The sequence below is a fragment of the Herbaspirillum sp. ST 5-3 genome, from assembly GCF_004804275.1.
Classification (GTDB): domain Bacteria; phylum Pseudomonadota; class Gammaproteobacteria; order Burkholderiales; family Burkholderiaceae_D; genus Noviherbaspirillum.
In genome coordinates this window covers 269,676-294,799 of record NZ_STGI01000003.1, presented here as the reverse complement: position 1 = coordinate 294,799, position 25,124 = coordinate 269,676, and the positions used below count along the sequence as shown (strand labels likewise).

At 61.2% G+C, this 25,124-nt stretch carries 24 protein-coding genes; 4 read left to right on the top strand and 20 right to left on the bottom strand.

From position 1 onward, the window contains the following. Positions 1-19 precede the first annotated feature (19 nt). The 16 genes from E6W33_RS08305 to E6W33_RS08230 all read right to left on the bottom strand — a co-directional run bounded on the left by E6W33_RS08305 (position 20) and on the right by E6W33_RS08230 (position 16,710). Positions 20-313, bottom strand: coding sequence for a hypothetical protein (locus tag E6W33_RS08305; RefSeq protein WP_136416326.1), 294 nt, complete (start codon positions 311-313; stop codon positions 20-22). Positions 314-692: 379 nt separating this feature from the next. Beyond that, positions 693-2,477 carry a hypothetical protein gene (locus tag E6W33_RS08300; protein WP_136416324.1) on the bottom strand — a complete coding sequence of 595 codons (1,785 nt, stop codon included), beginning with the start codon at positions 2,475-2,477 and terminating at the stop codon, positions 693-695. A 328-nt stretch (positions 2,478-2,805) separates the two neighbouring features. Beyond that, the gene (locus E6W33_RS08295) at positions 2,806-3,792 is read right to left on the bottom strand and encodes an SDR family oxidoreductase (RefSeq protein WP_136416322.1); all 987 of its coding nucleotides are present in this window, start codon (positions 3,790-3,792) and stop codon (positions 2,806-2,808) included. A gap of 3 nt (positions 3,793-3,795) precedes the next feature. Beyond that, positions 3,796-4,119, bottom strand: coding sequence for a cytochrome C oxidase subunit IV family protein (locus tag E6W33_RS08290; RefSeq protein ID WP_136416320.1), 324 nt, complete (start codon positions 4,117-4,119; stop codon positions 3,796-3,798). Beyond that, a complete protein-coding gene (locus tag E6W33_RS08285; protein ID WP_136416318.1) occupies positions 4,116-4,766 on the bottom strand; it encodes a cytochrome c oxidase subunit 3 in 651 nt (216 codons plus the stop codon). The genes E6W33_RS08290 and E6W33_RS08285 overlap by 4 nt, the downstream gene beginning before the upstream one ends. Further along, positions 4,763-6,388 (bottom strand): cytochrome c oxidase subunit I, encoded by a 1,626-nt coding sequence (gene ctaD, locus E6W33_RS08280; RefSeq protein WP_136416315.1) that lies wholly within the window; start codon positions 6,386-6,388, stop codon positions 4,763-4,765. Before ctaD ends, E6W33_RS08285 begins: the two co-directional genes overlap by 4 nt. Next, a complete protein-coding gene (gene coxB / locus E6W33_RS08275) occupies positions 6,369-7,319 on the bottom strand; it encodes a cytochrome c oxidase subunit II (RefSeq protein ID WP_136416313.1) in 951 nt (316 codons plus the stop codon). The genes ctaD and coxB overlap by 20 nt, the downstream gene beginning before the upstream one ends. Further along, a complete protein-coding gene (locus E6W33_RS08270) occupies positions 7,316-8,116 on the bottom strand; it encodes an SCO family protein (RefSeq protein WP_247869595.1) in 801 nt (266 codons plus the stop codon). The genes coxB and E6W33_RS08270 overlap by 4 nt, the downstream gene beginning before the upstream one ends. Next, positions 8,116-8,451, bottom strand: a complete 336-nt coding sequence (locus E6W33_RS08265; RefSeq protein ID WP_136416309.1) for a hypothetical protein — start codon at positions 8,449-8,451, stop codon at positions 8,116-8,118. Before E6W33_RS08265 ends, E6W33_RS08270 begins: the two co-directional genes overlap by 1 nt. Beyond that, the gene (locus E6W33_RS08260) at positions 8,444-9,499 is read right to left on the bottom strand and encodes a hypothetical protein (protein WP_211097264.1); all 1,056 of its coding nucleotides are present in this window, start codon (positions 9,497-9,499) and stop codon (positions 8,444-8,446) included. Before E6W33_RS08260 ends, E6W33_RS08265 begins: the two co-directional genes overlap by 8 nt. Further along, positions 9,496-10,107 (bottom strand): cytochrome c, encoded by a 612-nt coding sequence (locus tag E6W33_RS08255; protein WP_136416306.1) that lies wholly within the window; start codon positions 10,105-10,107, stop codon positions 9,496-9,498. The genes E6W33_RS08260 and E6W33_RS08255 overlap by 4 nt, the downstream gene beginning before the upstream one ends. Further along, positions 10,104-10,637, bottom strand: a complete 534-nt coding sequence (locus tag E6W33_RS08250; RefSeq protein ID WP_136416304.1) for a DUF3341 domain-containing protein — start codon at positions 10,635-10,637, stop codon at positions 10,104-10,106. The genes E6W33_RS08255 and E6W33_RS08250 overlap by 4 nt, the downstream gene beginning before the upstream one ends. Beyond that, positions 10,634-12,019: an NrfD/PsrC family molybdoenzyme membrane anchor subunit gene (nrfD, locus tag E6W33_RS08245; protein ID WP_136416302.1), complete on the bottom strand. Its 1,386-nt coding sequence runs from the start codon at positions 12,017-12,019 to the stop codon at positions 10,634-10,636. Before nrfD ends, E6W33_RS08250 begins: the two co-directional genes overlap by 4 nt. Positions 12,020-12,038: 19 nt before the next feature. Then, entirely contained in the window at positions 12,039-14,924 is a 2,886-nt protein-coding gene (locus tag E6W33_RS08240) for a 4Fe-4S dicluster domain-containing protein (protein ID WP_247869573.1), read from the bottom strand. Next, complete coding sequence (locus E6W33_RS08235; RefSeq protein ID WP_136416300.1) at positions 14,903-15,550, bottom strand: cytochrome c3 family protein; 648 nt, start codon at positions 15,548-15,550, stop codon at positions 14,903-14,905. The genes E6W33_RS08240 and E6W33_RS08235 overlap by 22 nt, the downstream gene beginning before the upstream one ends. A 287-nt stretch (positions 15,551-15,837) precedes the next feature. Beyond that, positions 15,838-16,710: an MBL fold metallo-hydrolase gene (locus tag E6W33_RS08230; protein WP_136416298.1), complete on the bottom strand. Its 873-nt coding sequence runs from the start codon at positions 16,708-16,710 to the stop codon at positions 15,838-15,840. 223 nt (positions 16,711-16,933) lie between these two features. Between E6W33_RS08230 and E6W33_RS08225 the strand changes: the two genes are divergently transcribed. Further along, entirely contained in the window at positions 16,934-18,286 is a 1,353-nt protein-coding gene (locus E6W33_RS08225; RefSeq protein WP_136416296.1) for a sigma 54-interacting transcriptional regulator, read from the top strand. Positions 18,287-18,922: 636 nt separating this feature from the next. Here the strand turns inward: E6W33_RS08225 and cydX are convergent. The 4 genes from cydX to cydP are packed head-to-tail and all read right to left on the bottom strand — an operon-like array spanning position 18,923 to position 21,968. Further along, positions 18,923-19,063 (bottom strand): cytochrome bd-I oxidase subunit CydX, encoded by a 141-nt coding sequence (gene cydX, locus E6W33_RS08220; protein WP_136416294.1) that lies wholly within the window; start codon positions 19,061-19,063, stop codon positions 18,923-18,925. 9 nt (positions 19,064-19,072) lie between these two features. Continuing rightward, a complete protein-coding gene (cydB, locus tag E6W33_RS08215; RefSeq protein ID WP_211097263.1) occupies positions 19,073-20,212 on the bottom strand; it encodes a cytochrome d ubiquinol oxidase subunit II in 1,140 nt (379 codons plus the stop codon). Between the two features lie 9 nt (positions 20,213-20,221). Then, positions 20,222-21,772 (bottom strand): cytochrome ubiquinol oxidase subunit I, encoded by a 1,551-nt coding sequence (locus E6W33_RS08210; protein ID WP_136416289.1) that lies wholly within the window; start codon positions 21,770-21,772, stop codon positions 20,222-20,224. After that, positions 21,762-21,968, bottom strand: a complete 207-nt coding sequence (gene cydP, locus E6W33_RS08205; protein WP_136416287.1) for a cytochrome oxidase putative small subunit CydP — start codon at positions 21,966-21,968, stop codon at positions 21,762-21,764. The genes E6W33_RS08210 and cydP overlap by 11 nt, the downstream gene beginning before the upstream one ends. A 504-nt stretch (positions 21,969-22,472) precedes the next feature. Here cydP and petA point away from each other — a divergent pair. The 3 genes from petA to E6W33_RS08190 all read left to right on the top strand — a co-directional run bounded on the left by petA (position 22,473) and on the right by E6W33_RS08190 (position 25,123). Further along, on the top strand, positions 22,473-23,081 hold the full coding sequence (petA, locus tag E6W33_RS08200; RefSeq protein ID WP_136416285.1) for a ubiquinol-cytochrome c reductase iron-sulfur subunit: 609 nt from the start codon (positions 22,473-22,475) through the stop codon (positions 23,079-23,081). 16 nt (positions 23,082-23,097) lie between these two features. Beyond that, on the top strand, positions 23,098-24,528 hold the full coding sequence (ccoG, locus tag E6W33_RS08195; protein ID WP_136416283.1) for a cytochrome c oxidase accessory protein CcoG: 1,431 nt from the start codon (positions 23,098-23,100) through the stop codon (positions 24,526-24,528). A 73-nt stretch (positions 24,529-24,601) separates the two neighbouring features. Continuing rightward, positions 24,602-25,123: a DUF2478 domain-containing protein gene (locus E6W33_RS08190; protein WP_136416281.1), complete on the top strand. Its 522-nt coding sequence runs from the start codon at positions 24,602-24,604 to the stop codon at positions 25,121-25,123. Position 25,124 lies beyond the last annotated feature (1 nt).

Below are 25,124 nucleotides of genomic sequence, written 5' to 3'. Positions count from 1 at the left end.
GCGATGACAGCGGCCAGGTTTACTGTTCCCTGCCCGGTTTTAGGGAGAGCGAAGCCGATCTGATCGGCAAGTGATAGGAAGGCTGCTCCCAAAGCACCGCGCTCAGCCCGGCACGCAAGGGATCGGACTCTTTACTGGATGTGCGCGGAAGCGCGACCGGCGTGTCAGCCGGCGTATGGTTCAAGAGCCGTTCGAAACTGGCGGCAACCTGTTCCGCGGGCATGGAAGACGCTGCGTCGGACGAAGCAAAAACGTCCAGCGATACAGCGGACATCGCGACAGCAAAAACCGTGTTCAGCAATGCCTTGTTCATGATGCTTCCTTTCATTCAAGCTGGATGTGCCGGAATTGGCATGTGAAAGAATGCATTCGATAGCTGAAGGGAAGCTTAAGGTTTCGGCAAACCGGTGATGTAGCGCGGTTAGATGTATAAGTTGTGATCTGATCTGATAGGAATCGTCAGATTGCGAACTTTCGCGTCACCCAAGCCGGCTGCTCTTTCGCATTTTGTAAAACGTCGGCTTTGTAGCGGAAGCAGCCGTTAATGTTTTAGCTAAGCGGGCAAAAGCGGTAGGACGTGCTGGCCGTGAGACGGAATATAGCTGAAGACGCCTCGCAGGCAGCGTGGCCTGCCGTTCAAGGCCTAGGCATGTCTACCAGGCTCAGGGACGTCCAGTTCAGAATTGACAAAATCAATCAGTATACGAAGTCGCAAGTGATTGGTTCACTAACAGAAATTCAACGTTTTCATCAGCAAACGTCTCGATGGCCGCCAATTGTTTCCCGAATCGTTCGTAGCGAATTTTTGTAAATTCGAAAACCTGATCAAGGCTGTTCAAGTTGTATTCCCCACAAGATGCCAACATCACCTGTGACATTACTTGATCCAAATAATTGTGACCATTTTCAATAAGAGCATGAATAAAAGAAGGGGCTTTGCCAGAATGAACGACTAAGTTCCGAGTTCGATAGATGCGCCGAATCTGCCACGACACTTTTCGTTCATGCAGATCCAGCAGCTCTTTTACTTTTGCTGGTGAACTTAGACTTTCTGAGAGACGAAATATCCGATAGCGCAACAAGTGAAAGTCAGATAAAGCCGCGTATAGCTCATTGCGCAAAGGTTCGCAACTCTGAAGAGTCAATAGCCTTAATGTCGCAGCGCGGATGGATTGAGATTGAGTAGAGATTTTTTTCAATATTTTCTTGGTTTTATACTTGTCCCAATGCACTAAATCAGAAGCAACTTGCTCAACTAAACGCAATATGTAATTAAGCATCAAAGTAGGGTTAAGGCTTGCTACCACTCCGGCCACTTTATTCTGTCCCGCATGGGATGGCGTTAAAGTTTCAAGCGAAATCCAAAGATTCAGCAGTTGATTCTCAGGGATGTTATGTGTAACACCAATCCCATGTAGTTCAACGACACGATCAAACCGCTCAAAACTTCCGCTCGATGACAGGTTTATGTTCCGAAGCATCCAGTTCATTCGCTTGGCAGCAACTGCCGGTCTCAGGTCAAAACCCTTTTCCATAGAACTGCGGTTTTTCTTTACTATTGCGGGCTCTCCTTCGCAGCACAGCTGGACAATCAAAGCTTCTTCCCTCCAAGTAAGCTGAGCTTTATGAGAGAACAAGACAAATAGATCACGGACTTTGTTAAGTCTACTTTCAGCTTCCATTCGTGCAGAGTAGATATCGAACGATTGGATATCGTTAATCCGCACCAATACTTCGTCGGACTTCAAGACAAATCCACTCTTGGCTGAAAATTCAACTAGCTTTTCAGGTATTGAGTCAACTTTTTCGACTTTGAAGTGCGCGCTTTCTTCGTGAATCTTGTTTAGCAATGAAGACGCAATAAAATAAACATCAAAATGATGCGTGTATGGCCAGATGAGTTGAATGAATGCTTGGAAACTATCTCTTGTTTCTGAAAATTTATTTTCTTGGTAGTAAAAAAAATCAACCGTGTTTTTGTAAAGAAAATGCTTGCTTTGCCCCAAATTAATTAGAGTTGTGCAAAGCGTACGTGCAAGCTCATCAATTTCTTTTTTTTTGGAAGCCCGTATTGCTTCGCCCAAGTAATGAACGCAACGTTCAAAGTATCTATATGGGTTCAAGACCCCTGCGAGCACTTGGAGTTTTAGCCTACGTTCCGTGTATGGGACATTTTCGCTCCGCGGGAGATACCTTGACAGGTCGCCTTCAAGCATCGACTTTGCGACACGGTCCCCATGTATAGACCACTCTAATTCATCAAGGACATGCTTGAGATTGGCTTCATCAAGAACTCCACTCTCAATATCTTCCAAAACTAACAAAGCTTCAGCGCAGAGTGCCGGTGCATTCAAAGCGCTAGGCTTGTACGTGTCTAAAGTGTAATCAAATAGAAGCTCCTCCATCCGCTGTGCAAAGAAAAGTAAAGCGGAAATGTCGAATTCAGTCTGCCAGTTCTTTAAGCTTCTAAATCTCATAGTTTCTCTCGAAAAAATAACATAGCACTAGCGCCGACTTCGGCGAGATAACCAAAATGCGAAAAGAGGCATCTACCCTAAGTTTCACAGCATAGCGAAGGGATGAGCAATTGTCCATGCGGCAACAATTTTCAAATTCCGTCGACAATCTGATGGCATCCTTCCCGCCGATTGCTGCTAGCGCCTAGTCAGCTCTGACAGTCTCCTTTCAGTCTTAAGCTGCCTGTGAAAAGGCGTATCCTCAACGGCTAGATTCGGAAGTTCCTGCAAGTCCAAGGCGCGATGAAATCTGACACCGATTGGCAGGTTAGATCTGGTTTACTACAGGTTAGATGAGCACCACCATTCCCAGCCCCAACAGCAATATCACTACCAGCGCCACCACCATCGGCCACCGATGCGTGTTCAACCAAAGCTGCGCACTCCACGTCACCGCCTGGCTGTCAAACCTGCCATGCGCGCCGTGATCGCCCGGCACCGGCTCGTACAAGTTGTCGCGCCGGCCGGGCGAAATCGGTTTGTTGCTCTCCTGTCCCTCGTACGCCTTGAAGGCCAGCATGCGATCGAGGAAACCCGGGATCACGCGCGTGCCGAGTATCGCCTGCACCGCTGGCCAGCCTACCCACAACTCGCGCCGCCGGTGCAGCGCGGCCCAGTAGATGCCGCGCGCGGCCACTTCCGGCTGGAAGATCTTGCCGAGCGGTTTGGGTTGATCGGGGAGACAGGTGCGGCCCCAGTCGAATTGCGGCGTGTTGAATGCCGACAGATGCACCATGGTGAGGTGCACCTTGCTCTTGTCGTGGATCAGTTCGGAGCGCAGCGAGTCGGTGAAGCCGCGAATCGCGCTCTTCGCGCCGCAATACGGCGCCTGCAGCGGAATCGAGCGGTATGCCAGGGCGGACCCGACCTGCACGATGGCGCCGCGATTGCGCGGCTTCATGCGCTTGAGTGCGGCCATGGTGCCCCACACAGCGCCGAGATAGGTGGCTTCGGTCGCGCGGATGAAATCTTCCGGCGAGATGTGCAACACGTCGCAGAAGATGGTCGCCATCGCGTTGTTGATCCAGACATCGATCGCGCCCCATTCGCGCTCCACCATGGCCGCCGCCGCCTCGACCTGACGATGGTCGGCCACGTCGGTCGGCACGATCAGCGCTTCGCCGCCGGCCAGTTCAACTTCCTCGCGCGCGCCTTCGAGTCCGTCGGTGCCGCGCGCGAGCAGCGCCACGCGCCAGCCATGCTTCGCGAATTCGACTGCGGTGGCGCGGCCTATGCCGGCCGAGGACCCTGTGATGACGACAACCTGACCGTGCATGATCTATGCTCCCGCGTCCTGTGCATGTGGCGGCGTCTGCCACGGAACCCGCTGCATCACGCGCGTTGCGTAGTCGGTCTGACTGATACCGAACAGCAAGGCGAGCATGAAGAAGGCAGTCACGGCGGCGATACGCACCAGCGCCGACGCGCTGCGCAGATGCATGAAGAAAATCGCCACCAGCAAGGCCTTGACGACAGCGATCACGAGATTGATCGCGCTGTTCCAAGGACCGAGTTTCAGGAATGCGCTGCCGGCCGTCAGCAGCAGCAGGACCATCAGCGCGAGCCAGACCAGAAGGCTGCGACGATATATGGTCGAATTCATCCGCTTCTCCCCAGCAGGTACAGGATCGGATAGAGAAAAATCCAGATCACGTCAATGAAATGCCAGTACAGCCCGGCGGCTTCCAGGCGCTCGGCACTGGCGAAGCGACGCGCCCCGCGCAACAAGCCGAGCGCGAACACGGCGACCATGACGATGCCTATCGTCAGGTGCAAGGCATGCAGCGCCGTCATCGCGAAGTAGAGAAAGAAGAAGATCTGCGCTGCGTCGGCGTGCGCCTTCTCGGGAAAGGCGAAGCCTGCGCCGGGAAACAGGTGTTCCTGCCATTCATGCCGATATTCGATGCCCTTGATCACGATGAAGGCGATGCCGAGCGCCGCCACACCGAGCAGCAGGCGCTGGGTCACATGCGTCGCGCCGGCATTGCGCGTCTGCACCGCCAGCGCCATCAACAGGCTGCTGGTCAGCAGGATGGCGGTATTGATGGTGCCGAGCAAGGCATCGGTATGCCGGCCGGCTGCCGCGAAGCCCTCCGGAAAATGCGTGCGGCCGTAGAAGTAGCCGAAGAACAGCGGACCGAAGAACATCAGTTCGGTGGCGAGGAAGACCCACATGCCGAGCGTGGCCGCCTCGCCTTGCTGCGCGGCGCTGTCGAACTGCTCGGCGACTTGGGTTCCGGATGAGTTCATTGCGGCGACTCCGTTCCGCTTTGCGGATCGTAGAGATAGGCATCGCGCCGCACCGTCGGGGTTCTATCGAAGTTGTGCTTGGGCGGCGGCGAACTGGTCTGCCACTCCAGCCCGGTCGCGTGCCAGGGATTGGCGTCGGCGCGCTTGCCATAGAACAGCGACCACAGCAGGTAGCCCAGCGGCAGCAGATAGCCGACGGCGAGAATGGACGCGCCGGCCGACGACAGGATGTTGAGCAACTGGAATTCCGGCGGATAGGCATGATAGCGGCGCGGCATGCCTTCATAGCCAAGCAGGTATTGCGGGAAGAAGGTCAGATTGAAACCGAAGAAAATCATCAGTGCCGCGACGCGTCCCCACATCTCGGGATACAGGCGCCCGGTCATCTTCGGCCACCAGAAGTGGATGCCGCCGAGATAGGCCATGACCGAGCCGCCGACCATGATGTAGTGAAAATGCGCGATCACGAAATAGGTGTCGGTCAGGTGCACGTCAAGCGCCAGCGAGGCCAGCACCAGGCCGGACAGGCCGCCGATGGTGAACAGGCCCACGAAGCCGAGCGCGTACAGCATCGGCGCGGTAAAGCTGATGCGCCCCTTGTACAGCGTCGCGGTCCAGTTGAATACCTTGATCGCGGACGGAATCGCCACCAGGAAGGACAGCAGAGAAAACACCATGCTGCCGTACATCGACTGGCCGGAAACGAACATGTGGTGGCCCCACACCAGGAAGCCGATCGATGCGATGCCGAGAATCGCGTAGGCCATGAAGCGGTAGCCGAACACCCGCTTGCGCGCGAAGCAGGGAATGATCTCGCTCGCCACGCCCATGGCCGGCAGCACCATGATGTACACCGCCGGATGCGAATAGAACCAGAACAAGTGCTGGAACAGCAAGGGATCGCCGCCCAGCGCCGGATCGAAGATGCCGACGTGCAGCACGCGCTCGGCCGCCAGCAGCGCAAGCGTCATCGCCAGTACCGGCGTGGCCAGCACCAGGATGATGCTGGTGGCGTAATTGGCCCACACGAACAGCGGCAGGCGGAACCAGGTCATGCCGGGTGCGCGCATGGTATGCACGGTGACGATGAAGTTCAGCCCGGTCAGGATCGAGGAGAAGCCGAGGATGAACACGCCGGTGATGGCGAGGATCACATTGCTCTTCGAGAACATGGTCGAGAACGGCGTGTAGAACGTCCATCCGGTATCGACGCCGCCCAGGATCAGCGCGCCGAGCGTGAACACGCCGCCCAGCACATAGATGTACCAGCTCGTCAGGTTCAGGCGCGGAAAAGCCAGATCGCGCGCGCCGATCATCATCGGCATCAGGAAGTTGCCGAGCACCGAGGGAATCGACGGAATCAGAAACAGCCACACCATGATCACGCCATGCGCGGTGAACAGCCGGTTGTAGGTATCGGCCGAGACCAGGTCGCCCTGCGGCGTAGCCAGTTCCAGCCGGATCATGGCGGCGGCCACGCCGCCAACGAAGAAGAAGGCGGTGATCGATACCATGTAGAGCCAGGCGATGCGCTTGTGGTCATTGGTGGTGAGCCACGACCTCAGCGAAAAGCGGTCGCTCAGGTAATCGGGTGCCGCGCTGTCATTGACCCGTGCGTGCATTGCTGCCTCCGGTGGAGCGAATGTATTCGATGATCGCCATCAGGTCTTCCTCGCTGATCTGCCCGGCGAAGGTGGGCATGATCGGCTCGTATCCCGCGACCACGTCCTTTTTCGGCAGCAGCACGGAGTCATGGATGTAGGCTTCGTCGGCGATGATGGTGCGGCCGTCCTGCAGGTGCACGCTGCGCCCGAGCAGGCCGTGCAGGTCGGGCGCGTGAACCGAGGACTGCGCTTCGTGGCAGCCGCTGCAGCCGTAGCGCCGGTACAGCTCGAAGCCGTGCGCCGCCATGCCCGGTTGCGTGTTGCCGCCTTGCAGCCATGCGGCGAATTCGCTCTGCGGCATCACCACGATGCGCCCGCGCATGTTGGCGTGATCGGTGCCGCAATATTCCGCGCAGAACAGGTGGAATTCGCCGGTCTGCGTGGCCGTGAACCAGATCGTCGTATAGCGTCCCGGCAGCACGTCCTGCTTGATGCGGAAGGCGGGAACGAAGAAGCTGTGGATCACGTCCTGCGACGTCATCACGAGCCGGACCGGCTGGCCAAGCGGCACATGCAATTCATCGATTTCACGCCGGCCGTTGGCGTGCTCCAGCTTCCACATCCATTGCTTCGCCACCACGAAGACCGGCATCGCATTGGGAGGCTCCCGATAGAGCTGCGCGTAGTCGTAGGCGGCCCAGGCAAAGGTGCCGAGAAACAGCAGCAGCGGGATCACGGTCCAGGCGATCTCGATCCTGCGGCCGCGCGTCGGCGCATGGCTGCGATCGGCGCGCGAACCCTTGCGATAATGAATCGAAAAATAAACGATCAGCACCGTCACGGCCAAAGCGACAAAGCCGATGAGGATGAACAAGGCAAGTGCCAGGCTGTCGTAGCGGGCGGCCGCGGTGGATGCGCTCTGCGGCAGCAGGTGGAAGCTGCTGTTCATGCCGCCCTCCTCCGCTTTCGCCATATCCAGATGCCGAGCGCCGCCAGCACCGCCAGACTCCCGATGCGCACCATGGTCATCACGGCCGCGCTGTAACGTCCGTTCACCGGCGCATAGTGCGAACAAAGTAATAACAGCTGATCGACCGGTGAGCCGATGCGGCCGGATGATGCATCGATCAATGCGAGGCGGACATCATGCGGATCGAAACGCACGCCCAAGAAGTAATGCGCAATGCGGCCATCCGGCGTGACAATCAGGAAGCCGGCCGGATGAATGTACTGCTGCGTCGACGGGTCGTAGGCATAATGGAAACCAACACTACTGGCGAGCGTGTCGATCGCCGGCTTGCTGCCGGTCAGGAGATGCAGGTCGCCACCGGCGCGCGCGACCAGACCGGCGTACGACGCCTTCTTGCGCGCGGCAAGCGCCGCATCCTCGGTCGGGTCGATGCTCACGCCGAGCACGCGATACGCATGCCGCGGCAGTCCGACTTCGGACAAGGTTTCCATCACGCCGTCCATCAGCGTGCTGCACAGGTTGGGGCAATGGTAATAGCCGAGTATCAACACCACCGGTTCCTTGTTGAAGAACTTACCAAAATTGACGATGCGTCCACTGTCGTCGGTGAACGCGTCGGACAGCGGCAGTTGCGCATCGAGACGCTGCTCGTATTGCATCTGCGGCGGCGGCGCGGCGACCGGCTGGGCAAGGGATGACTGCAGGCAAAGACACAGCAGCGGAACCTGCAGCAGCGGCGCCGGCCACGCATGGAAATGCTTCGCCAGCCCGTGCATCACTGCTGCTCCCTTGTTGTCGTGGCCATGATGCGCATCGCCTCGTCGACCGGGATGCGCGCGATGCCGCGTTGCTTGTCTATCCATTCCCAGGATGTGAGCAGGTGCTCCTTCTCGGCGAAATACCGTGCGCGCTCCTGCTGCGGTGCGCTCTGCAATTCCGGAGATGCGGCGGAGGGAACGGCTTCGGCCTGCACGCTCCAGCGTTTCCAGAGGAAATACGAGGCCAGCGCCGCCAGCACAATGCCGAGCGCAATCGCCGCCGCGCCCCACAGCACGCCGCGCACATGGATGCCGGTCGTCTCATGCTGCGCGGACTGCTGCGGCTCAGACATGGCCGGCCTCCACTGTCTGCCTGTTCATCGCGATCCATGCCGCCGTGCCGAACGCAAGCACGGCCAGCGGCACGCTCCACGCCCATTGCATCCAGCCGGGCGAGAGCGAGGGCAGGATCATCCAGCACACGTCGAGCAAATGCACGGTGAGCAAGCCGGCCGCCAGCCATCCGAGCAACAGAGGTGCTTCCTTGGCATGGCGAAACAAGAGAATCAGCAAGGGCAGGAAAAAATGGAACAAGGCCAGCAACCACGCAATCAGCAGCCAGCCACCGTGCATGCGGGCGACATACCAGACGATTTCATGCGGCAGGTTGGCCGACCAGATGATCAGGAACTGCGTGAATGCCAGATACGCCCAGGTCATCACATACATCAGCAGCAGATTGCCGAGGTCGCGAAATACCATGGCCGCCGGCAAGGGATGCCTGCGCGTGGCCAGCAGCACCGCGAACGCCATGCCGGACAGCATCTGACCGGTGCCCGCCAGCAGGCCGAACACGCTGGAATACCAGAGCGGCATCAGCGACATGATCCAGTCCACCGCGGCGAGGCTGACGGTCAACCCGTAGACGATCAATGCCGCAGCGGAAAAGCGCGGCGAGCGTTGCAGCGCCACACGCTGACTGAAGTGCCCAAGCAGCGACCAGACGAGGAGATAAGCCACGCTGCGCAGGATGAAGAACCACGGCGTCAGCCATGCGCTCTTGAAGCCGGCGCTCTTTACCTGCAGTTCGCCTGCCCAACGCTGCGCGCCATTCGCTGCATGCAGCGCCCATGGATACAGGTCCTGCATGCCGAACAGCAGCGGCAGGAACAGCACGGCCAGCAGCCACACGTGACGCGCATTGCCCAGCAGAGGCGCGCGGATCGCCTCGCCCCATGTACCGCCGGTGAGGTTGTGCACCCAGACATTGGCGAGCCCGCCCATCACCAATCCCGAGCAGAACCACCATGCGGCAAGATAAGCCGCGAGGAATGCCGTGCGCGCAAACCACCAGCCGGCGATGCACAGCCCTGCCAACACGACCATGGCTGCAGTCTTCATGGCCGCCCTCCTTGCCCGCTGGAGGCAAGATGCGCGCGCGCATCGGGCGGAAGTCTTTTCGCGTCGGCGTTCTGGCTCAGTTGCAGGGCGCGTATGTAGGCGACGATGGCCCAGCGGTCGGGAGGCGCGACGCGGTCGGCGTAGGAATGCATGATGCCGTAGCCATTGCTCATCACATCGAAGAAATGACGGTCCGGCGCCTGGCGCAGGCGCTCGCTGTGGTAGGACGGCGGATGCGGGAAACCGCGCCGCGCCACCAGTCCATCGCCGTCGCCCGCCGGACTGTGGCATGGCAGGCAATAGATCGAGTAGCGTTCCTGCCCGCGCCTGAGCAATTGCAGCGTGACCGGATAGGGGTTGGTCTTTGCCGCCAATGCTGCCTTGTCCTGTGTCACCTCGTTTTCACCGCTGCGTCCGCTGGATGTGCCCGCGAAGGGTCCGCTGGCGAAGGGCACGCTGTCGGGCGGCAAGGGTCGCGATGAATTGCCGTCGGCGAACAGCGCGCTCTGCGCAAAGGGCTTGTATTTCGGCTGGTCGTACATGTCCTGCATGGCCTTTTCGCATGCGGTCAGGCAGAGCACGCACAACAGGCAGGCGAGCATCCTCATGCCGGCACCTCGCTGACCGACATGGGCTGCAGGCTTTGCAGGAAATCCCGGCTGCGCGCTTCCTGAAAGTGCGGATCATGGACCGGCAGGCAAAGGAAGAAGCGATGACGCGTCGCCTGCTCGAAATCCGGCGCATTGAAGATCGGGTGATACAGGCGCGGCAAGCCGTTGGCAAACAGCATGCCGAACACCGCAGCCAGCGCGGCGCCGAGGATGGCCAGCTCGAAAGTCGACGGAATGAAGGAAGGCCAGCTGTGCAGCGGACGGCCGCCGACATTGATGGGGTAGTCGATGACCGCCGAATACCATTGCAGGAAATAACCGCCCGCCGCGCCGACGATTCCGCCCAGCAGCGCAAACAGCGGCACGCGTTGCCGCCGGAAACCGACGGCCTCGGCGATGCCCTCGACCGGATACGGCGCATAGGCTTCCACCGCGCTGTAGCCCTCGTCCCGCGCGCGACGTGCCGCCTCCAGCAGTGCGTCGCCGGTGCGGAATTCCGCGATCAGCCCGTAAAGCGCCGCGCTCATGTCTTCTCCTCCGCGCTTTCATGCACCAGCTCGCGCATTTCCGCAATCGAGATCGCCGGCAAGAAGCGGATGAACAGCAGGAACAGCCAGACGAACAAGGCGATCGAGCCCAACAGATGCGTCCAGTCCCACAGGGTCGGATAGAACATGCCCCAGGCTGAGGGCATGAAATCGCGATGCAGGCTGGATACGACGATCAGGAAACGTTCCATCCACATGCCGAGATTGACGATCAGGCTGAGGATGAACAACAGCACCACGCTGTGCCGCACGCGGCGCGACCACAGCAGTTGCGGCAGCAGCACGTTGCAGACGATCATGGCCCAGTACACCGGCGCGTACGGTCCGGTCCAGCGGTTGATCGTCATGTATTGCTCGAATTCGTCGCCGCTGTAGAAGGCGGTAAAGATCTCCGACGCATAGCCGTAGATCACGATCAGGCAGGTCGCCAGCATCACCTTGGCGGCATTCGCGAGATGGCGTTGCGTGATGAAATCCTGCAAGCCGAAGAAATGCCGCAGCGGAATCGCCAGCGTCAGCACCATCGCAAATCCCGAGAACAAGGCGCCGGCCACGAAGTACGGCGGAAAAATCGTCGAGTGATAACCGGGCGTGTTGCCGATGGCGAAGTCGAGCGACACGACCGAATGCACCGAGATCACCAGCGGCGTCGCCAGCCCGGCCAGCAGCAGGTAGGCACTTTCGTAGCGCGCCCAGTGCCGCGCCTCGCCGCGCCAGCCCAGCGCCAGCAGACCGTAGGCGAAGCGTGCTCCGCGCCGCCCTTTCGAACAGGCACGGTCGCGCAACGTGGCCAGATCGGGAATCAGGCCGACATACCAGAACAGCAGCGACACGATCAGATAGGTGCTGATCGCGAAGATGTCCCACACCAGCGGGCTGCGCCATTGCGGCCACACGTTCATCACATCGGGATAGGGAATCAGCCAGTAGAAGAACCACGGGCGGCCGAGATGCAGGATGGGAAACAGGCCTGCGATGCCTGCCGCGAACAGCGTCATCGCCTCGGCGAAGCGGTTGATCGAGGTGCGCCACTTCTGCCGCAGCAGGAGCAGGAAGGCGGAGATGAAGGTGCCCGCGTGGCCGATGCCGATCCACCAGACGAAGTTGCCGATCGCAAAACCCCACGCCACCGGGATATCGACACCCCAGATGCCGATGCCCTTGGTGAACAGGTAGGCGGTCGCACCGAAGAACACCAGCGTGCCGGCGAACGTGAACAGAAACGCGGTCAGCCAGGGCCAGCGTACCGGTCGCGTGAGCACCAGCCCGGCGATCTTGTCCGACACGCTCGCATAGCCCCAGCCGGCGCGCAGCACACCGATATCCTTGGAGACGGGAGCTTGTTCCGATGCGTGGTCCATGATTGCCTCGTTACCTCCTTCAGCCCAATTCATCATCCGGGTTCAACACTACCGCAGCATATGTCGTCCGCGGCCGCGTGTTCAATTCCGCGAGCAGCGCGTAATCGAGCGGCGATGCCTTCGCCCGATTCACCTTGCTGCCCGGATCGTTCAAGTCGCCGAACACGATCGCCTCGGTCGGGCACGCGGCCTGGCAGGCCGTCATCACTTCCCCATCCTGCACGCGCCGCCCGAGCTTTTCCGCCTCGATGCGCGCGCGCGTGACGCGTTGCAGGCAGTAATTGCATTTCTCCATCACGCCGCGCCGCCGCACCGTGACCTCGGGGTTGTAGGCCGGTGCGGGCCGATCGAGGCTGGTCTCGGTGTACTTCAGAAAGTTGAAACGGCGCACCTTGTACGGGCAGTTGTTCGAGCAGAAGCGCGTTCCGACGCAGCGGTTGTAGACCTGGACATTGAGTCCTTCGCTGTCGTGCACCGTCGCGCCCACCGGGCACACTTCCTCGCAGGGCGCGGTCTCGCAATGCATGCAGGGCACCGGCTGGAATGCGCTGCGCACATGCGTGGCCGGGCCGATGTCGTAACGGTCCACGCGTATCCAGTGCATCTCGCGCCCGCGACGCACCTCTTCCCTGCCCACCACCGGGATATTGTTCTCCGCCTGGCAGGCGATGGTGCAGGCGCGGCAGCCGATGCAGGCGTTCTGGTCGATCGCCATGCCCCACTTGTAATCCTTGTACTGCCACTCGGCGTAGAGGCTGATTTCCGGCGTGCGTTCGCGCGGCTGGTCGTTGGCGAAATGCGGATTGCGGCGGAATTCCTCCAGCGTCGCCATGCGCACGATGTCGCGTCCTTCCATGCGCTGATGATTCTGCGTGGTGGCAAAGGCGATCTGGCGGCCGGTCTTTTCCAGCTTCAGCGCATGCGGGCCGCGCAGCGTCTTCAGCCGGTAGGCATCGAAGCCGACACCATTGCCCACATGCCCGGCCGCGCGCCGCCCGTAACCAAGATGCAGCGTCACCGCGCCGTCCGCATGCCCTGCCCACACCCATACCGGCGCCTCAATCGTCGCATCGGCCGTCGCATCCGTGCGATCCGCCAGCGACAGGCGCACCACGTCGCCGGTTTGCAGCTGCAATGACCGGGCGGTGTTTTCGCTGATCATGGCCGCGTTGTCCCAGGTCAGCGTGCTGAATGGCCGGGGCAGTTCCTGCAGCCAGGCATTGTTCGCATATTCGCCGCCGCCGACCGACGCATCGGGTGCGAACAATGCGCGCAATGCAGGACCTTCGAAGGCTGGCGGCGGCACCGAGCGCGTCGGATGCAGCGTCAAGACGGTGCTTTCGCTGCCGTCTATCACGCCCTTGCGCAACGCAGCTTCCCAGAATGCATCGAGATCGCGGGCCCCGCTTCTGGCCTGCCAGAAGCCGCGTACCAGCGCATAAGCGGAGCGCTCGCCCTCCCCGGATAACAAGTCGAGCAACTCGTGCGCCGAGCGGCCGCCATACAGCGGCGCGATCACCGGCTGCACGATCGAGGCACTGCCGTCGAACGCGCGTCCGTCGCTCCACTGTTCATAGCCGTGCGCCTGCGGCAAATGCCAGGTCGATACGCGCGCGGTTTCGTCGCGATACAGGCCGAGGTGCACCGAGAACGGCAGCTTGCGCAATGCCTGCTCGAAGCCGATGTCGGCCGGCGCGTCATACACGGGATTGGTGTCGAACATGACGAGCGAGCTGACCGCGCCGGCATGCATGTCCTTGGCCAGCGATGCAATCGATTCCGCATGGTTCTGCGGACTGGCCTCGACCGGCGCGATCGGCATGACGGTCTTGCCGAGGTTGCCGAGATGCGCATTCATCAAGTGCACCAGCGCGCGTGTCTGGGGCGAGAGGCTGCCGCCCGCCACGATCAGCGATGCGCCGCGATGCCGTGTCAGCCGGTCTGCCAACACCTCTTCCCATTTGCCAGCGCGCGCGTCGTTTGCGGGCGGAACCTGCGGCAGTCCCGCCATTCCCAATCGCGCGGCGATGCGCCAGACGGTTCTCTCGATATCGTGCGGCGGCAGCGCAATGCGGTTGTCCGCCATCGCGCCGAGCAGGCCCGGCGACGCCTCCAGCGTGTACAAGCGCTTGTCGAATTGCGCCGCGCTGCTGCGCCGTCCTTGCACGAAGTCGCGCGCGTAGCGTATGGCGCCCGGCCAGTCGCTGAAGGGATCGGCATCGAGACTAAACACGATGGCGGCCCGATCGAAACGGTACAACAGGTCCGCCGGCTGTCCGAAGGCCAGGCGCGTTGCCTCATACCCGGCGTCGTCATGCAGCGGATCGTGGCAATGCCAGCGCGCCTTCGGATAGCGCCGGAGCAGCGCCGCGATCTGCGCCGCCAGCGTGGGCGAACTGACAGTCCCGGTGAGGATGCGCAAGCCGGCCCCGCCGTCCGACTGCCACGCCTTGCGCCGCTCCAGCAGCTTCGTCTTGAAGGCATCCCAGGTCGCCAAGGTCGCGCCTTGCCGCACGGTCTGCGAACGATCCGGGTCCCATAGCTGCAGCACCGACGCCTGCGCGAACACGCCGCTTGCGCCGAGGCTGGCCGGGTGATGCGGGTTGCCCTCGACCTTGGTCGGCCGCCCCATGTTACTTTCCACCAGCACGCCCTGCGCGTAGCCGCGGTGCATGAATGCGGTGGCGTAGTACAGCGGCCGGCCGGGTACCAGCATTTCCGGCATCTGCACGTAGGGAAGGATGGGCTCGCGCGGCGGGCCGCCGCAGCCGCCGGCCGCCAGCGCCATGGACGCCGCCATGATCTTCAGGAAGCTGCGCCGCTCCGCGCTCTGCGGCTCGGCATCAATCGGCGTGATAGGAATGTGCGGACGGCGGCTCATGGTCAGCGGTGACAGGTCGAACAATCGGTCAGCCGCCGCGTGTCCTGCAGATGGTACAGGCGGGCCAGCTGCGCGGCCTCCTGCGGCGAGGGCCGCGCAGCCGTCATGGAAAACACCTCGGACTTCGGCCGGATGTGCTGCTGCGCGTGGCGGTGGCATTCCAGACACCACTGCATGTCGAGCGACGCTACGCGCGTGGTCAGCGGCATCTGGTCGACGCGGCCGTGGCATTCGACGCAGGCAACGCCCTTGCTGACATGAATGCTGTGATCGAAGAACACGAAGTCCGGCAGGTCGTGCACGCGATTCCAGCGGATTGGCGTTTGGGTGCGCGCGCTCTCATGCAAGGGCGACAGCATCGGCGCATCGCGGAACAGTTGCGAATGGCAGGTCAGGCAGATCTGCGTGGTCGGCAGTCCGGCGAACGAGGATTTCTCGACCGAGGTATGGCAATAGCGGCAGTCGATGCCATCGTCGCCCGCGTGATGCTTGTGGCTGAAAGGAATCGGCTGCACCACGGGTTGATTGATTGCATCAGCCGGCGACATGGCCCAGCGCGCAGCAGCAACCGCCGCAGCCAGCAAGAGCGCCGCGCCCAGGAAGAACAGCTTGATTGCAAGAATCTCAGGTTGACTGAACGCCTGCGCCATGGATGCCATCCGACAAAAGCCGACAGATTTGCCCGGTGCAATTCAATCCCGGGTTCACCTTGACGCAAGTCGGATGCCAGCGCTTTTACGGACGGTGCGATGACGCCAGCGAGGAACAAAGACGGACGCGGCAATGCCCTGATTGCCACGCTTGTCGGGAGTGCAACTACATTCGATCAAATATAAATTACAAGCGTTTGTAAATTGTCGCGCCGGCTCTTGCTGGGGATCGCATGAATCATGGCAAGGACAAGGCGGCAATGCCGCTGCGGACCGATGACGTCGCGTCAGCCGGAAGTTTCAGGATTGAATGTTCTCGTCTTCCAATTCGGAAAACGTCCCGCGCGCACATTGACCTGAACCGAAGGCAGGAACCGGTCCGGCACGTCCAGCACGGCATCCTGCCGCGCGCGCAAGGCAACGAACTCCTCTTCGCTGACGCCGTCGCGGACGTGGATATTCGCCTCGCGCTCCTCGGCGACCGTGCTGGAGAACTGCGCCTCGCCGCCATCGGATTGGACGCCGTGGCACATGTACAGACGTGTGTATGGCGGCAGGCTCAGCACCCGGTTGATGGAGCGATACAGGGCGCGTGCGCTGGCGCCCGGAAAATCGCAGCGCGCCGTGCCGAGCTCCGGCATGAACAGGGTGTCTCCGACGAAAGCCGCGATGTCGTTTTCGTCGCGCACCACATAGGTCATGCATGCAGGCGTATGGCCGGGGGTGTGCAGTGCGCGGCATGTCAGGGTGCCGACTTCGAAGCATTCCTCATCGGCGAAAAGATGGTCGAACTGCCTGCCTTCGCAGGAGAAGCCGGAGCCCTCATGAAACAGGTTGCCGAACATCTGCTGGACCGCCATGACCTGCTGCCCGGTGCCGGTCTTGCCGCCGAGCTTCTGCTGCAGGTAATGCGCCGCTGTCAGGTGGTCGGCATGCACATGGGTTTCGATGATCCACTGCACCGTTGCCCCGAGAGCATGCACGCGCGCGACCAGCTTGTCGGCATTGGCGCCGCCGATATTGCCGGTGCGCGGGTCGTAATCCAGCACGCTGTCGATCAGCGCGCATTGGCGCGACTCCGAGTCGAGCAGGAGATAACTGACGGCCCGCGTCAGCGGATCGAAGAAGCCTTCAACATACATGCGGCGACTGCTGATCATGATCTTTCCCCGGCAAATAACGCACGCCCCGGCGGGAGTTGTGCAAGAGACATACCAGATCGGATGCTGATCGCGGATGTTCGATACATCCTTGATTTCACACGAAGTTTTTCGGGTGATGCGAGGTTGCCGGCAGAATCGGCAAGCACCATTGCTGCCATTGACATAGCTCCTTGACAGTGATGGCAGCAGGCGTCACAGTGAAACCAGACAAGGAGCCATCATGAGCAGTTCTTCCCTTCCCCCGGTTTCCGGCACCACCCTGCGCTCGGCACCACAGGTTCAGGCCCTGGTTTCCTTCCTCGAACAGGAAGCGCAACCGATGATCGTGCTCGATCCCGAGTACAACATCCTCGCCGCCAACACCTCCTATCAGCGGCAGTTCGCGACCGCGGACAAACCGTATATCGGACACAAGTGCTACCGCATCTCGCATCATTACGACGTCCCCTGCGATCGTGCGGGCGAGCACTGCCCGATGAAAAAGGCCTACGAAAAGCGCGGCCCGGACCGTGTACTGCACATCCACCATACCCCGCGAGGCCCGGAACACGTCGACGTGGAACTGCGTCCCATCCTCGACGAACAGCACGAAGTCGTGGCCTACGTCGAGCGGCTGGCGGTGGTACGCAGCGTCTCTGCAAGGCCGAGCGCCGAAGGGCTGGTCGGATGCTCCGCCCCATTCAACGAAGCCTTGTCCGCCCTGCAACGGGTCGCGCCGTCCATGCTGCCTGTCCTGTTGCAGGGCGAATCCGGCACCGGCAAGGAATTGTTCGCGCGCGCCGTGCATGAGATGAGCGATCGCGCCAACGGTCCCTTCGTCGTGGTCGATTGTTCCGGCCTGACCGAAACATTGTTCGAGAGCGAACTGTTCGGCCACGAAAAGGGATCCTTCACCGGCGCCAACACTCGCAAGCAGGGACTGGTGGAAACCGCACAGGGCGGCACCTTGTTCCTCGACGAAATCGGCGACGTGCCGCTGGCGATGCAGGTCAAGCTGCTGCGCCTGATCGAGTCCGGCGCCTTCCGCCGCGTCGGCGGGCTGGAGACGCTGCGCGCCGATTTCCGCCTGGTCGCCGCTACGCACAAGCCCTTGAAGGAAATGATCACCGACGGCCGCTTCCGGCCCGACCTCTATTACCGCATCAGCGCCTTCCCGATTCACCTGCCGGCACTGCGCGAGCGCGTCGACGACATTCCGCTGCTGGTCAACTCCATCCTGCAGCGCCGGCCCGGCGGCAAGGGGCGCATCAGCGTGGCGCCTGTCGCGATGAGGCAGTTGCAGTCATATGCATGGCCGGGCAATGTGCGTGAACTGCGCAATGTGCTGGAGCGCGCGATGCTGTTTTGCGACGACGGCGTGATTCGTCCGGAGCATCTGCCGCCGGACCTGGGCATGGAGGCGGTCGAACGGCCGGTGTTACTGGTGCATGCTGGCGGGCCGCAGGGGGAATCGGACGAGCACCTGCGGAAGGTCATGGCAGGGTTCCGTGGGACGCGCAAGGAGCTTGCGTTTCATCTCGGGATGAGTGAGCGGACCTTGTATCGGAGGTTGAAGGCGCTGGGGTTGGATTAGCTGTGTTTTTTCTTCGGTGATTCGGTGCGGGTGGTTCTCCGTGGAGGCTTGCCGGGGGCGGCCCGGCAGCCGCTCACTTTCTTTGCTTCGCCAAAGAAAGTAAGCAAAGAAAGGCGACCGCAAAGTCTCCGCCCCTGTCGGGGTGCCCGAAGCGATGCAGGCAAAAGCGGGAAGCGAAATAACTCGCCCTCGCTATGCTCGGAGCTCAGACAGATTTCGCTTCTTTATCCGCTTTTGCCTGCATCGCTTCGGCGGAGCCAGAGCGGGTGTTTTTCAAACCATCCCCACCCCGACCCTCCCCTTGAAGGGGAGGGAGAATTCCGTTCTTGACCTTGCACCTGAAAACGATAAAGGACAGTCCAACTCCCTCCCCTTCAAGGGGAGGGTCGGGGTGGGGATGGGGTATGCATTTCCCTTTCTGACGACGCCAAAAGCGCGCCTGTCAAAACGGATCAAGAAGCGAAACCTGTCTGAGCCGAAGGCGAGTTTGTTTCGCTTCCCGTTTTGGCAGGCGCGCTTTTGGGAACCCGCGCAGCGGGCGACGGCAGTAGGGTCGCCTTTTTTGCTTACTTTTTTGGCGAAGCAAAAAAGTGAGCGGCCCGCCGGGGCCGGTCCCGGCAAGCCCCCACGAAGAAACTACAGCGCTGAATCACCGAAGAAAGCCTCCTCCTCAAGCCCCGCCTTCACCCGCACCTCCTCATTCTCGCCCCACATCGCATTAAGAATCCCAAGCAGCACCGCAAACCCTATTCCCAATACCCACGCGAAATACCACATGACACGCTCCTAATAGACGGAATGCTTGTCCTTCCAGATGCTGTTGGCCGTGACCTTGCCCGCCATGACCTTGTACGCCCAGCTCGTGTAGAAAATCACGATCGGCATGAAAATCATGGTCGCCCAGAACATGATGTTCAGAGTCAGATGACTGGACACGCTGTCCCACACCGTCAGGCTGGACCGCAGGTCGGTCGACGAGGGCATCACGAACGGGAACATCGATACCCCCGCGGTGCCGATCACGCCCAGCTGCACCACGGATGACGCGACGAACGCAGCGAGCGTCCTGCCGCGCAAGCTCAGCAGCAGCGCCGCGAACGCGCCGAGATAGGCCAGTGCCGGCACCAGCATGGTCCACGGATGGCGATGATAGTTGCCCAGCCAGGCGCCGGCTTCGCGCACCACTGTCTTCGACAGCGGACTCACTGCCGCAGCCGCATCGACCGGCGAAGTAATCACATAGCCCTGCCCGCCGAATGCCAGCGAGATACCCGCAGCGGTAAACGCCACCAGCATCAGGACACCGAACACCAGCGCGGCCAGGCGCGCCCGCTCCTGCACCAGCCCGTCCGTGCGATGCACCAGGTAGATCGCGCCGTGAAAGGTGATCATCGCGCTCGACACCACGCCACACAGCAATGCGAAGGGATTGAGCAGCGCAAAGAATGACCCGGTATAGAAAACCAGCATGTTCTCGTCGAAGTGGAACGGCACGCCTTGCAGCAGGTTGCCGAATGCCACGCCGAAAATCAGCGGCGGCACTGCGCCTCCGGCGAACAAGCCCCAGTCCCAGGCCGACCGCCATGCCGGGTTGTCGATCTTGCTGCGGTAATCGAATCCGACCGGCCGGAAGAACAGCGCCCACAGCACCGCCAGCATGGCCCAGTAGAATCCGGAAAATGCGGTCGCATACACCAGCGGCCACGCGGCGAAGATGGCGCCGCCGCCGGTGATGAACCACACCTGGTTGCCGTCCCAGTGCGGGCCGACCGTGTTGATGACGATGCGCCGCTCCGTGTCGTCCCTGCCGACGAAAGGCAGCAAGGTGCCGACACCCATGTCATGGCCGTCCATGATGGCGAAGCCGATCAGCAGCACGCCGACCAGCAGCCACCAGATGATTTTCAGGCTTGCGTAATCCAGCATGATGTTCTCCTATGCCGCTTCGGCGAGATAACGGCCGGTCCCCAGGCTGCCCGGCCCCTGGCGCGCGAAGCGCACCATGAGGAACATCTCGGCAATCAGCAGCAGCGTGTAGAAACCGACAAAACCGGCGAGCGATCCATACAGGGACGCCACCGACAGCGTTGACACCGAGAGATGGGTCGGCAACACGCCATAAATGGTCCACGGCTGCCGTCCGTATTCGGCGACGAACCAGCCCAGTTCGCAGGCGATCCATGGCAGCGGCAGCGACCACAACGCAGCCTTCAGCAGCCAGCGTTTCTTCACGAACGCACCGGTGACCGAATACCAGGTCGACAGCACGAACAGCAGCAGCATGGCGAAGGCGATCGCCACCATGGCGCGGAAGGACCAGAACATCGGCGTCACGCGCGGCACGGTGTCTTTCACCGCCTTGTCGATGACGGCAGAGGTCACCTGGTCCATGCTGCCGACATACTTCTTCAGCAGCAGGCCGAAGCCGAGGTCGGCCTTGTGTCGCTCGAACCTTGTTCTTGCCGCCGCATTCTGCGGATTCGCACGCAAGGCTTCGAGCGCCTTCACGGCTTCGATACCCGACACGATGCGTTCGCGGTTCTTGCTCTGGATGTCCTTGATGCCGGGTATCTGCTTGTCTAGCGAGCGCGTGCCGATCAGCCCCATCACCCAGGGAATCTGCAGCTCAAAATCGTTCTTCATCTCGGCTTCGTTGGGGAAGGCGATCAGGTTGAACGGCGCCGGCGCGGGCTCGGTTTCCCACATCGCCTCCATCGCTGCCAGCTTGGTCTGCTGCGCCTCGCCGACGGTATAACCCGACTCGTCGCCCAGCACGATCACGGAACAGGCAGAGGCAAGGCCGAACGCGGCCGCGATGCGGAAGCTGCGCTTGGCGAATTCGACGTCGCGCCCGCGCAGCAGATACCACGACGAGATCGCCAGCACGAACATCGCGCCGGTGACATAGCCGGCCGATACCGCATGCACGAACTTCGACTGCGCATCGGGATTGAACAGCACCGTCCAGAAGTCGTTCAGCTCCATGCGCATGGTCACGTAATTGAAGTGCGCGCCGACCGGATTCTGCATCCAGCCGTTGGCGACCAGGATCCACAGCGCCGACAGATTGCTGCCGATGGCGAGCAGAATGGTCACCATCAGATGCTTCTGTCGCGACAGGCGGTCCCAGCCGAAGAAGAACAGGCCGATAAAGGTCGATTCGAGGAAGAAGGCCATCAAGCCTTCGATCGCCAGCGGCGCACCGAAGATGTCGCCGACGTAGTGCGAGTAGTAGGCCCAGTTGGTGCCGAACTGGAACTCCAGCGTGATGCCGGTGGTGACGCCGAGCGCGAAGTTGATGCCGAACAGCTTGCCCCAGAAGCGCGTCATGTCCTTGTACACCACCCTGCCCGTCATGACGTACACGCTCTCCATGATCACCAGGATCCAGACCATGCCGAGCGTGAGCGGGACGAACAGGAAGTGATACATCGCGGTAGCGGCAAACTGCAGGCGCGAGAGATCGACCAGTTGTTCAACGGCCATGTTGCGCTCCTTGTTGTTCAGGTGTTGCGGAGGTGATGACAGTGGTGATAGTGGCGCCGACGATGGCGCGCGCGGCATGTTCGGCGTCGACGCTTACCCGTTCGTCACGGACGAACGCCCACCACAGCGCGAAAAGCAAAAGCATCTTCAGGATGAGCACAATGCTCAGTTCGAGGAGCAAGCGTCGGTCGGTCACGGTGGCGCTCTTTTTCTTGTTGAACCGTCATGCAGTTACTCAAGATGCGTGCCAAGCCCGGGCCCGATGTCGAATCGCTTTTGTTTCAAGCACTTGGAGCCGGCTTCGCTGCACCCGCGGCATGCCACATGCTGCCATGCCGTCAGTGATGGCAGGACGACGCGCGGACGCCATGCGCAGGCCGGGCCTTATTCGCGGGCAGGCGTCATCTAATTCCATGCTAGTCAGCAAACCTGGTTTGCAGATGATCGATATCAATCAAAGCGCCACAGGCATGTATCCGCACCCTTGGGCGCTTGCGCCGCTGCGCTGCCAAACACTGTCATGGCTTGACAGTCAGCGCTGACAGAGCTCATCGCAGCGACCTTCTCCTCTTTCAAATTCGTCGTAAAAACAAGGATTTGCGCACATCTCCGCGCTTCAGCTGCGCGTGGCACGCATGTTGCGTATAGCGGGATCAGGGAATGCCGCGAGCCGCGGCATTGAATGAATCATGGGAGCGCGATGAGCATCGAAGCACAACTTGATAACGAGCGGCGCATGCTGCTGATCACCACCGGGGTCGCCGCCGCGGTGCCGGCCGTCTCGACAGTCGGCGCGCTGGTGAGAACCTTCCAGCCCTCGGAACGCGCGAAGGCCGCCGGTGCGCCGGTCGAAGTCGACATCGCGGACCTCGCGCCGGGAGAAATGAAGACCGTCGAATGGCGCGGCAAGCCGGTCTGGATACTCAAGCGCACGCCGGAAATGCTGGCTTCGCTGAAAGCCACCGAAGCTCAGGTGGCGGATCCCGCTTCGGAGCGCAACAAGGATGAGATGACGCCCGAATACGCACGCAACGTCCATCGTTCGATCCGGCCCGATATCCTGGTCGCGGTCGGCATCTGCACGCATCTCGGTTGCTCCCCGACCGCCAAGCTCGGCGGCGGCCCGCAGCCATCGCTGCCCGACGACTGGGTGGGCGGATTCCTTTGTCCCTGCCACGGCTCGACCTTCGATCTGGCCGGCCGCGTCTTCAGGAACAAGCCCGCGCCCGACAATCTGCCGGTTCCGCGCCACATGTATACGAGCGATACCCGCATCGTGATCGGCAAGGACGAGCAAGGCGAAGCCTGATGCACAGGAGAACAGAATGCGCAGCCAGAATCTGAAAGTCGTCCCGATCACGCCGGTGGTCGAGACGCAGCAAGTCGAACAGAGCCTGTATCAGGCGCGAAGAAAGATCTATGCGCGCTCCGTGAAAGGCGCATTCGTGCGCTGGCGCTGGGTCATGGTCTGGCTGACCCAGACAGTGTTTTACGGATTGCCCTGGCTGATGTGGAACGACCGGCAGGCCGTGCTGTTCGACCTCGACGCGCGCAAGTTCCACATCTTCGGCCTGATCTTCTGGCCGCAGGATTTCATCTACCTGTCCGCCCTGCTGGTGGTATCGGCGCTGTCGCTGTTCCTGTTCACCGCGGTCGCCGGCCGCCTGTTCTGCGGCTATGCCTGCCCGCAGACGGTATACACGGAAATCTTCATGTGGATCGAGCGCAAGATCGAAGGCGATCGCGCGGCGCGCATGCGACTCGACCGCGAACCGCTCTCGGCACGCAAGTTCGGCCTGAAGGCGGCCAAGCACGCATCCTGGCTGGCGGTCGCCGGCTGGACCGGCTTCACCTTCGTCGGCTATTTCACGCCGATACGCTCGCTCGCGCATCAGATCGGCGCACTCGGCCTCGGCCCGTGGCAAACCTTCTGGATCTGCTTCTACAGCTTCGCCACCTACGGCCAGGCCGGCTGGATGCGTGAACAGGTCTGCAAGTACATGTGCCCGTACGCCCGCTTCCAGAGCTCGATGTTCGACAAGGACACGCTGATCATCACCTACGACAGCGAGCGCGGAGAACCGCGCGGCGCGCGTGGCAAGAAGGCCGACCCGAAGGCATTGGGACTGGGCTCCTGCGTCGATTGCGGGCTGTGCGTGGAAGTGTGCCCGACCGGCATCGACATCCGCAACGGTCTGCAATACGAGTGCATCGCGTGCGCAGCCTGCGTCGACACCTGCAACCAGGTGATGGACAAGATGGGTTATGAAAAGGGCCTGGTGCGCTATACCACGCAGTACGCGATCAACAACAAGCTCGACAGGCAAGGCATATGGCACCGCGTGCTGCGCGTGCGCACGCTGATCTACTTCGCGATCCTGCTGACGATCATCTTCGCCGCCGGCCTGTCGCTGGCGCTGCGCACGCCGCTCAAGGTCGACGTCATCCGCGACCGCGGCCTGCCGCGCCTGGTGGAGGAAGGCGCGATCGAAAACGTCTACCGCCTGCAAGTGATGAATACCGACGAACGCCCGCACCACTACATCATCGAGGTGAGCGGCCTGCCCGGCATCAAGCTGTCTTCCGACGACGACTTCGATGTGCCGGCCGCAACGACCAAGGCGGTGCCGGTGCGCGTACAGGTCATGCCGCAATCCGGCCAGTCGGGTTCGATGCCGATCCGCTTTGTCGTGCGCGAAGAGCGCAACGCGGCCATCTCCGTGACGGAAAAGGCGGTATTCCTGATTCCGAAATAGAGCGATCGCAAGGGGGCGGCCGCCCGCATGGATATAATGACCCGCACAACCCTTTGCGCTCCAAACCAGTGCCATGACACGACAACACTCCGCCGCCCTGATCTACGCTCCCGACGCCGACCCCGCCCCGATGCTGGAACAGGTCGTGCGTGCGTTCCAGGCGCGCGGCGTGCCGCTGGCCGGTGCCATCCAGCATGCCAGCGGCCCCTGCGACATGGAGCTGGAGCTGCTTCCCTCCTCCACGCGCATGTCGATTTCACAGAACCTCGGCAGCGGCTCGAAAGCCTGCCGTCTGGACGCGGCGGCCATGGCCGAAGCTTCTTCGATCATCCGGAAATCCATCGACAAGGGACCTTCCCTCGTCATCTTCAACAAGTACGGCGCGCAGGAGACGGAAGGCAAGGGTCTGCATGACGAGATCGCGCTGGCGATTTCTGCCGGCATTCCTGTTCTCATTCCCGTACCGGAACGTTTCCTGCCGCAATGGTCCGCCTTCACCGCGGGCGAATTCACCGCCCTGCCCTGCACCGCCGAGGCTGTTCTTTCCTGGTGGGATGCGCTATCGGGCGACGCGAGCCTTCATCAGGCATCCTGAT

What these genes read in the sequence shown, in the direction of transcription:
- E6W33_RS08305 (WP_136416326.1), bottom strand. Translation starts at nt 313, where the DNA reads ATGAACAAGGCATTGCTGAACACGGTTTTTGCTGTCGCGATGTCCGCT.
- E6W33_RS08300 (WP_136416324.1), bottom strand. Translation starts at nt 2,477, where the DNA reads ATGAGATTTAGAAGCTTAAAGAACTGGCAGACTGAATTCGACATTTCC.
- E6W33_RS08295 (WP_136416322.1), bottom strand. Translation starts at nt 3,792, where the DNA reads ATGCACGGTCAGGTTGTCGTCATCACAGGGTCCTCGGCCGGCATAGGC.
- E6W33_RS08290 (WP_136416320.1), bottom strand. Translation starts at nt 4,119, where the DNA reads ATGAATTCGACCATATATCGTCGCAGCCTTCTGGTCTGGCTCGCGCTG.
- E6W33_RS08285 (WP_136416318.1), bottom strand. Translation starts at nt 4,766, where the DNA reads ATGAACTCATCCGGAACCCAAGTCGCCGAGCAGTTCGACAGCGCCGCG.
- ctaD (WP_136416315.1), bottom strand. Translation starts at nt 6,388, where the DNA reads ATGCACGCACGGGTCAATGACAGCGCGGCACCCGATTACCTGAGCGAC.
- coxB (WP_136416313.1), bottom strand. Translation starts at nt 7,319, where the DNA reads ATGAACAGCAGCTTCCACCTGCTGCCGCAGAGCGCATCCACCGCGGCC.
- E6W33_RS08270 (WP_247869595.1), bottom strand. Translation starts at nt 8,116, where the DNA reads ATGCACGGGCTGGCGAAGCATTTCCATGCGTGGCCGGCGCCGCTGCTG.
- E6W33_RS08265 (WP_136416309.1), bottom strand. Translation starts at nt 8,451, where the DNA reads ATGTCTGAGCCGCAGCAGTCCGCGCAGCATGAGACGACCGGCATCCAT.
- E6W33_RS08260 (WP_211097264.1), bottom strand. Translation starts at nt 9,499, where the DNA reads ATGAAGACTGCAGCCATGGTCGTGTTGGCAGGGCTGTGCATCGCCGGC.
- E6W33_RS08255 (WP_136416306.1), bottom strand. Translation starts at nt 10,107, where the DNA reads ATGAGGATGCTCGCCTGCCTGTTGTGCGTGCTCTGCCTGACCGCATGC.
- E6W33_RS08250 (WP_136416304.1), bottom strand. Translation starts at nt 10,637, where the DNA reads ATGAGCGCGGCGCTTTACGGGCTGATCGCGGAATTCCGCACCGGCGAC.
- nrfD (WP_136416302.1), bottom strand. Translation starts at nt 12,019, where the DNA reads ATGGACCACGCATCGGAACAAGCTCCCGTCTCCAAGGATATCGGTGTG.
- E6W33_RS08235 (WP_136416300.1), bottom strand. Translation starts at nt 15,550, where the DNA reads ATGGCGCAGGCGTTCAGTCAACCTGAGATTCTTGCAATCAAGCTGTTC.
- E6W33_RS08230 (WP_136416298.1), bottom strand. Translation starts at nt 16,710, where the DNA reads ATGATCAGCAGTCGCCGCATGTATGTTGAAGGCTTCTTCGATCCGCTG.
- E6W33_RS08225 (WP_136416296.1), top strand. Translation starts at nt 16,934, where the DNA reads ATGAGCAGTTCTTCCCTTCCCCCGGTTTCCGGCACCACCCTGCGCTCG.
- cydX (WP_136416294.1), bottom strand. Translation starts at nt 19,063, where the DNA reads ATGTGGTATTTCGCGTGGGTATTGGGAATAGGGTTTGCGGTGCTGCTT.
- cydB (WP_211097263.1), bottom strand. Translation starts at nt 20,212, where the DNA reads ATGCTGGATTACGCAAGCCTGAAAATCATCTGGTGGCTGCTGGTCGGC.
- E6W33_RS08210 (WP_136416289.1), bottom strand. Translation starts at nt 21,772, where the DNA reads ATGGCCGTTGAACAACTGGTCGATCTCTCGCGCCTGCAGTTTGCCGCT.
- petA (WP_136416285.1), top strand. Translation starts at nt 22,473, where the DNA reads ATGAGCATCGAAGCACAACTTGATAACGAGCGGCGCATGCTGCTGATC.
- ccoG (WP_136416283.1), top strand. Translation starts at nt 23,098, where the DNA reads ATGCGCAGCCAGAATCTGAAAGTCGTCCCGATCACGCCGGTGGTCGAG.
- E6W33_RS08190 (WP_136416281.1), top strand. Translation starts at nt 24,602, where the DNA reads ATGACACGACAACACTCCGCCGCCCTGATCTACGCTCCCGACGCCGAC.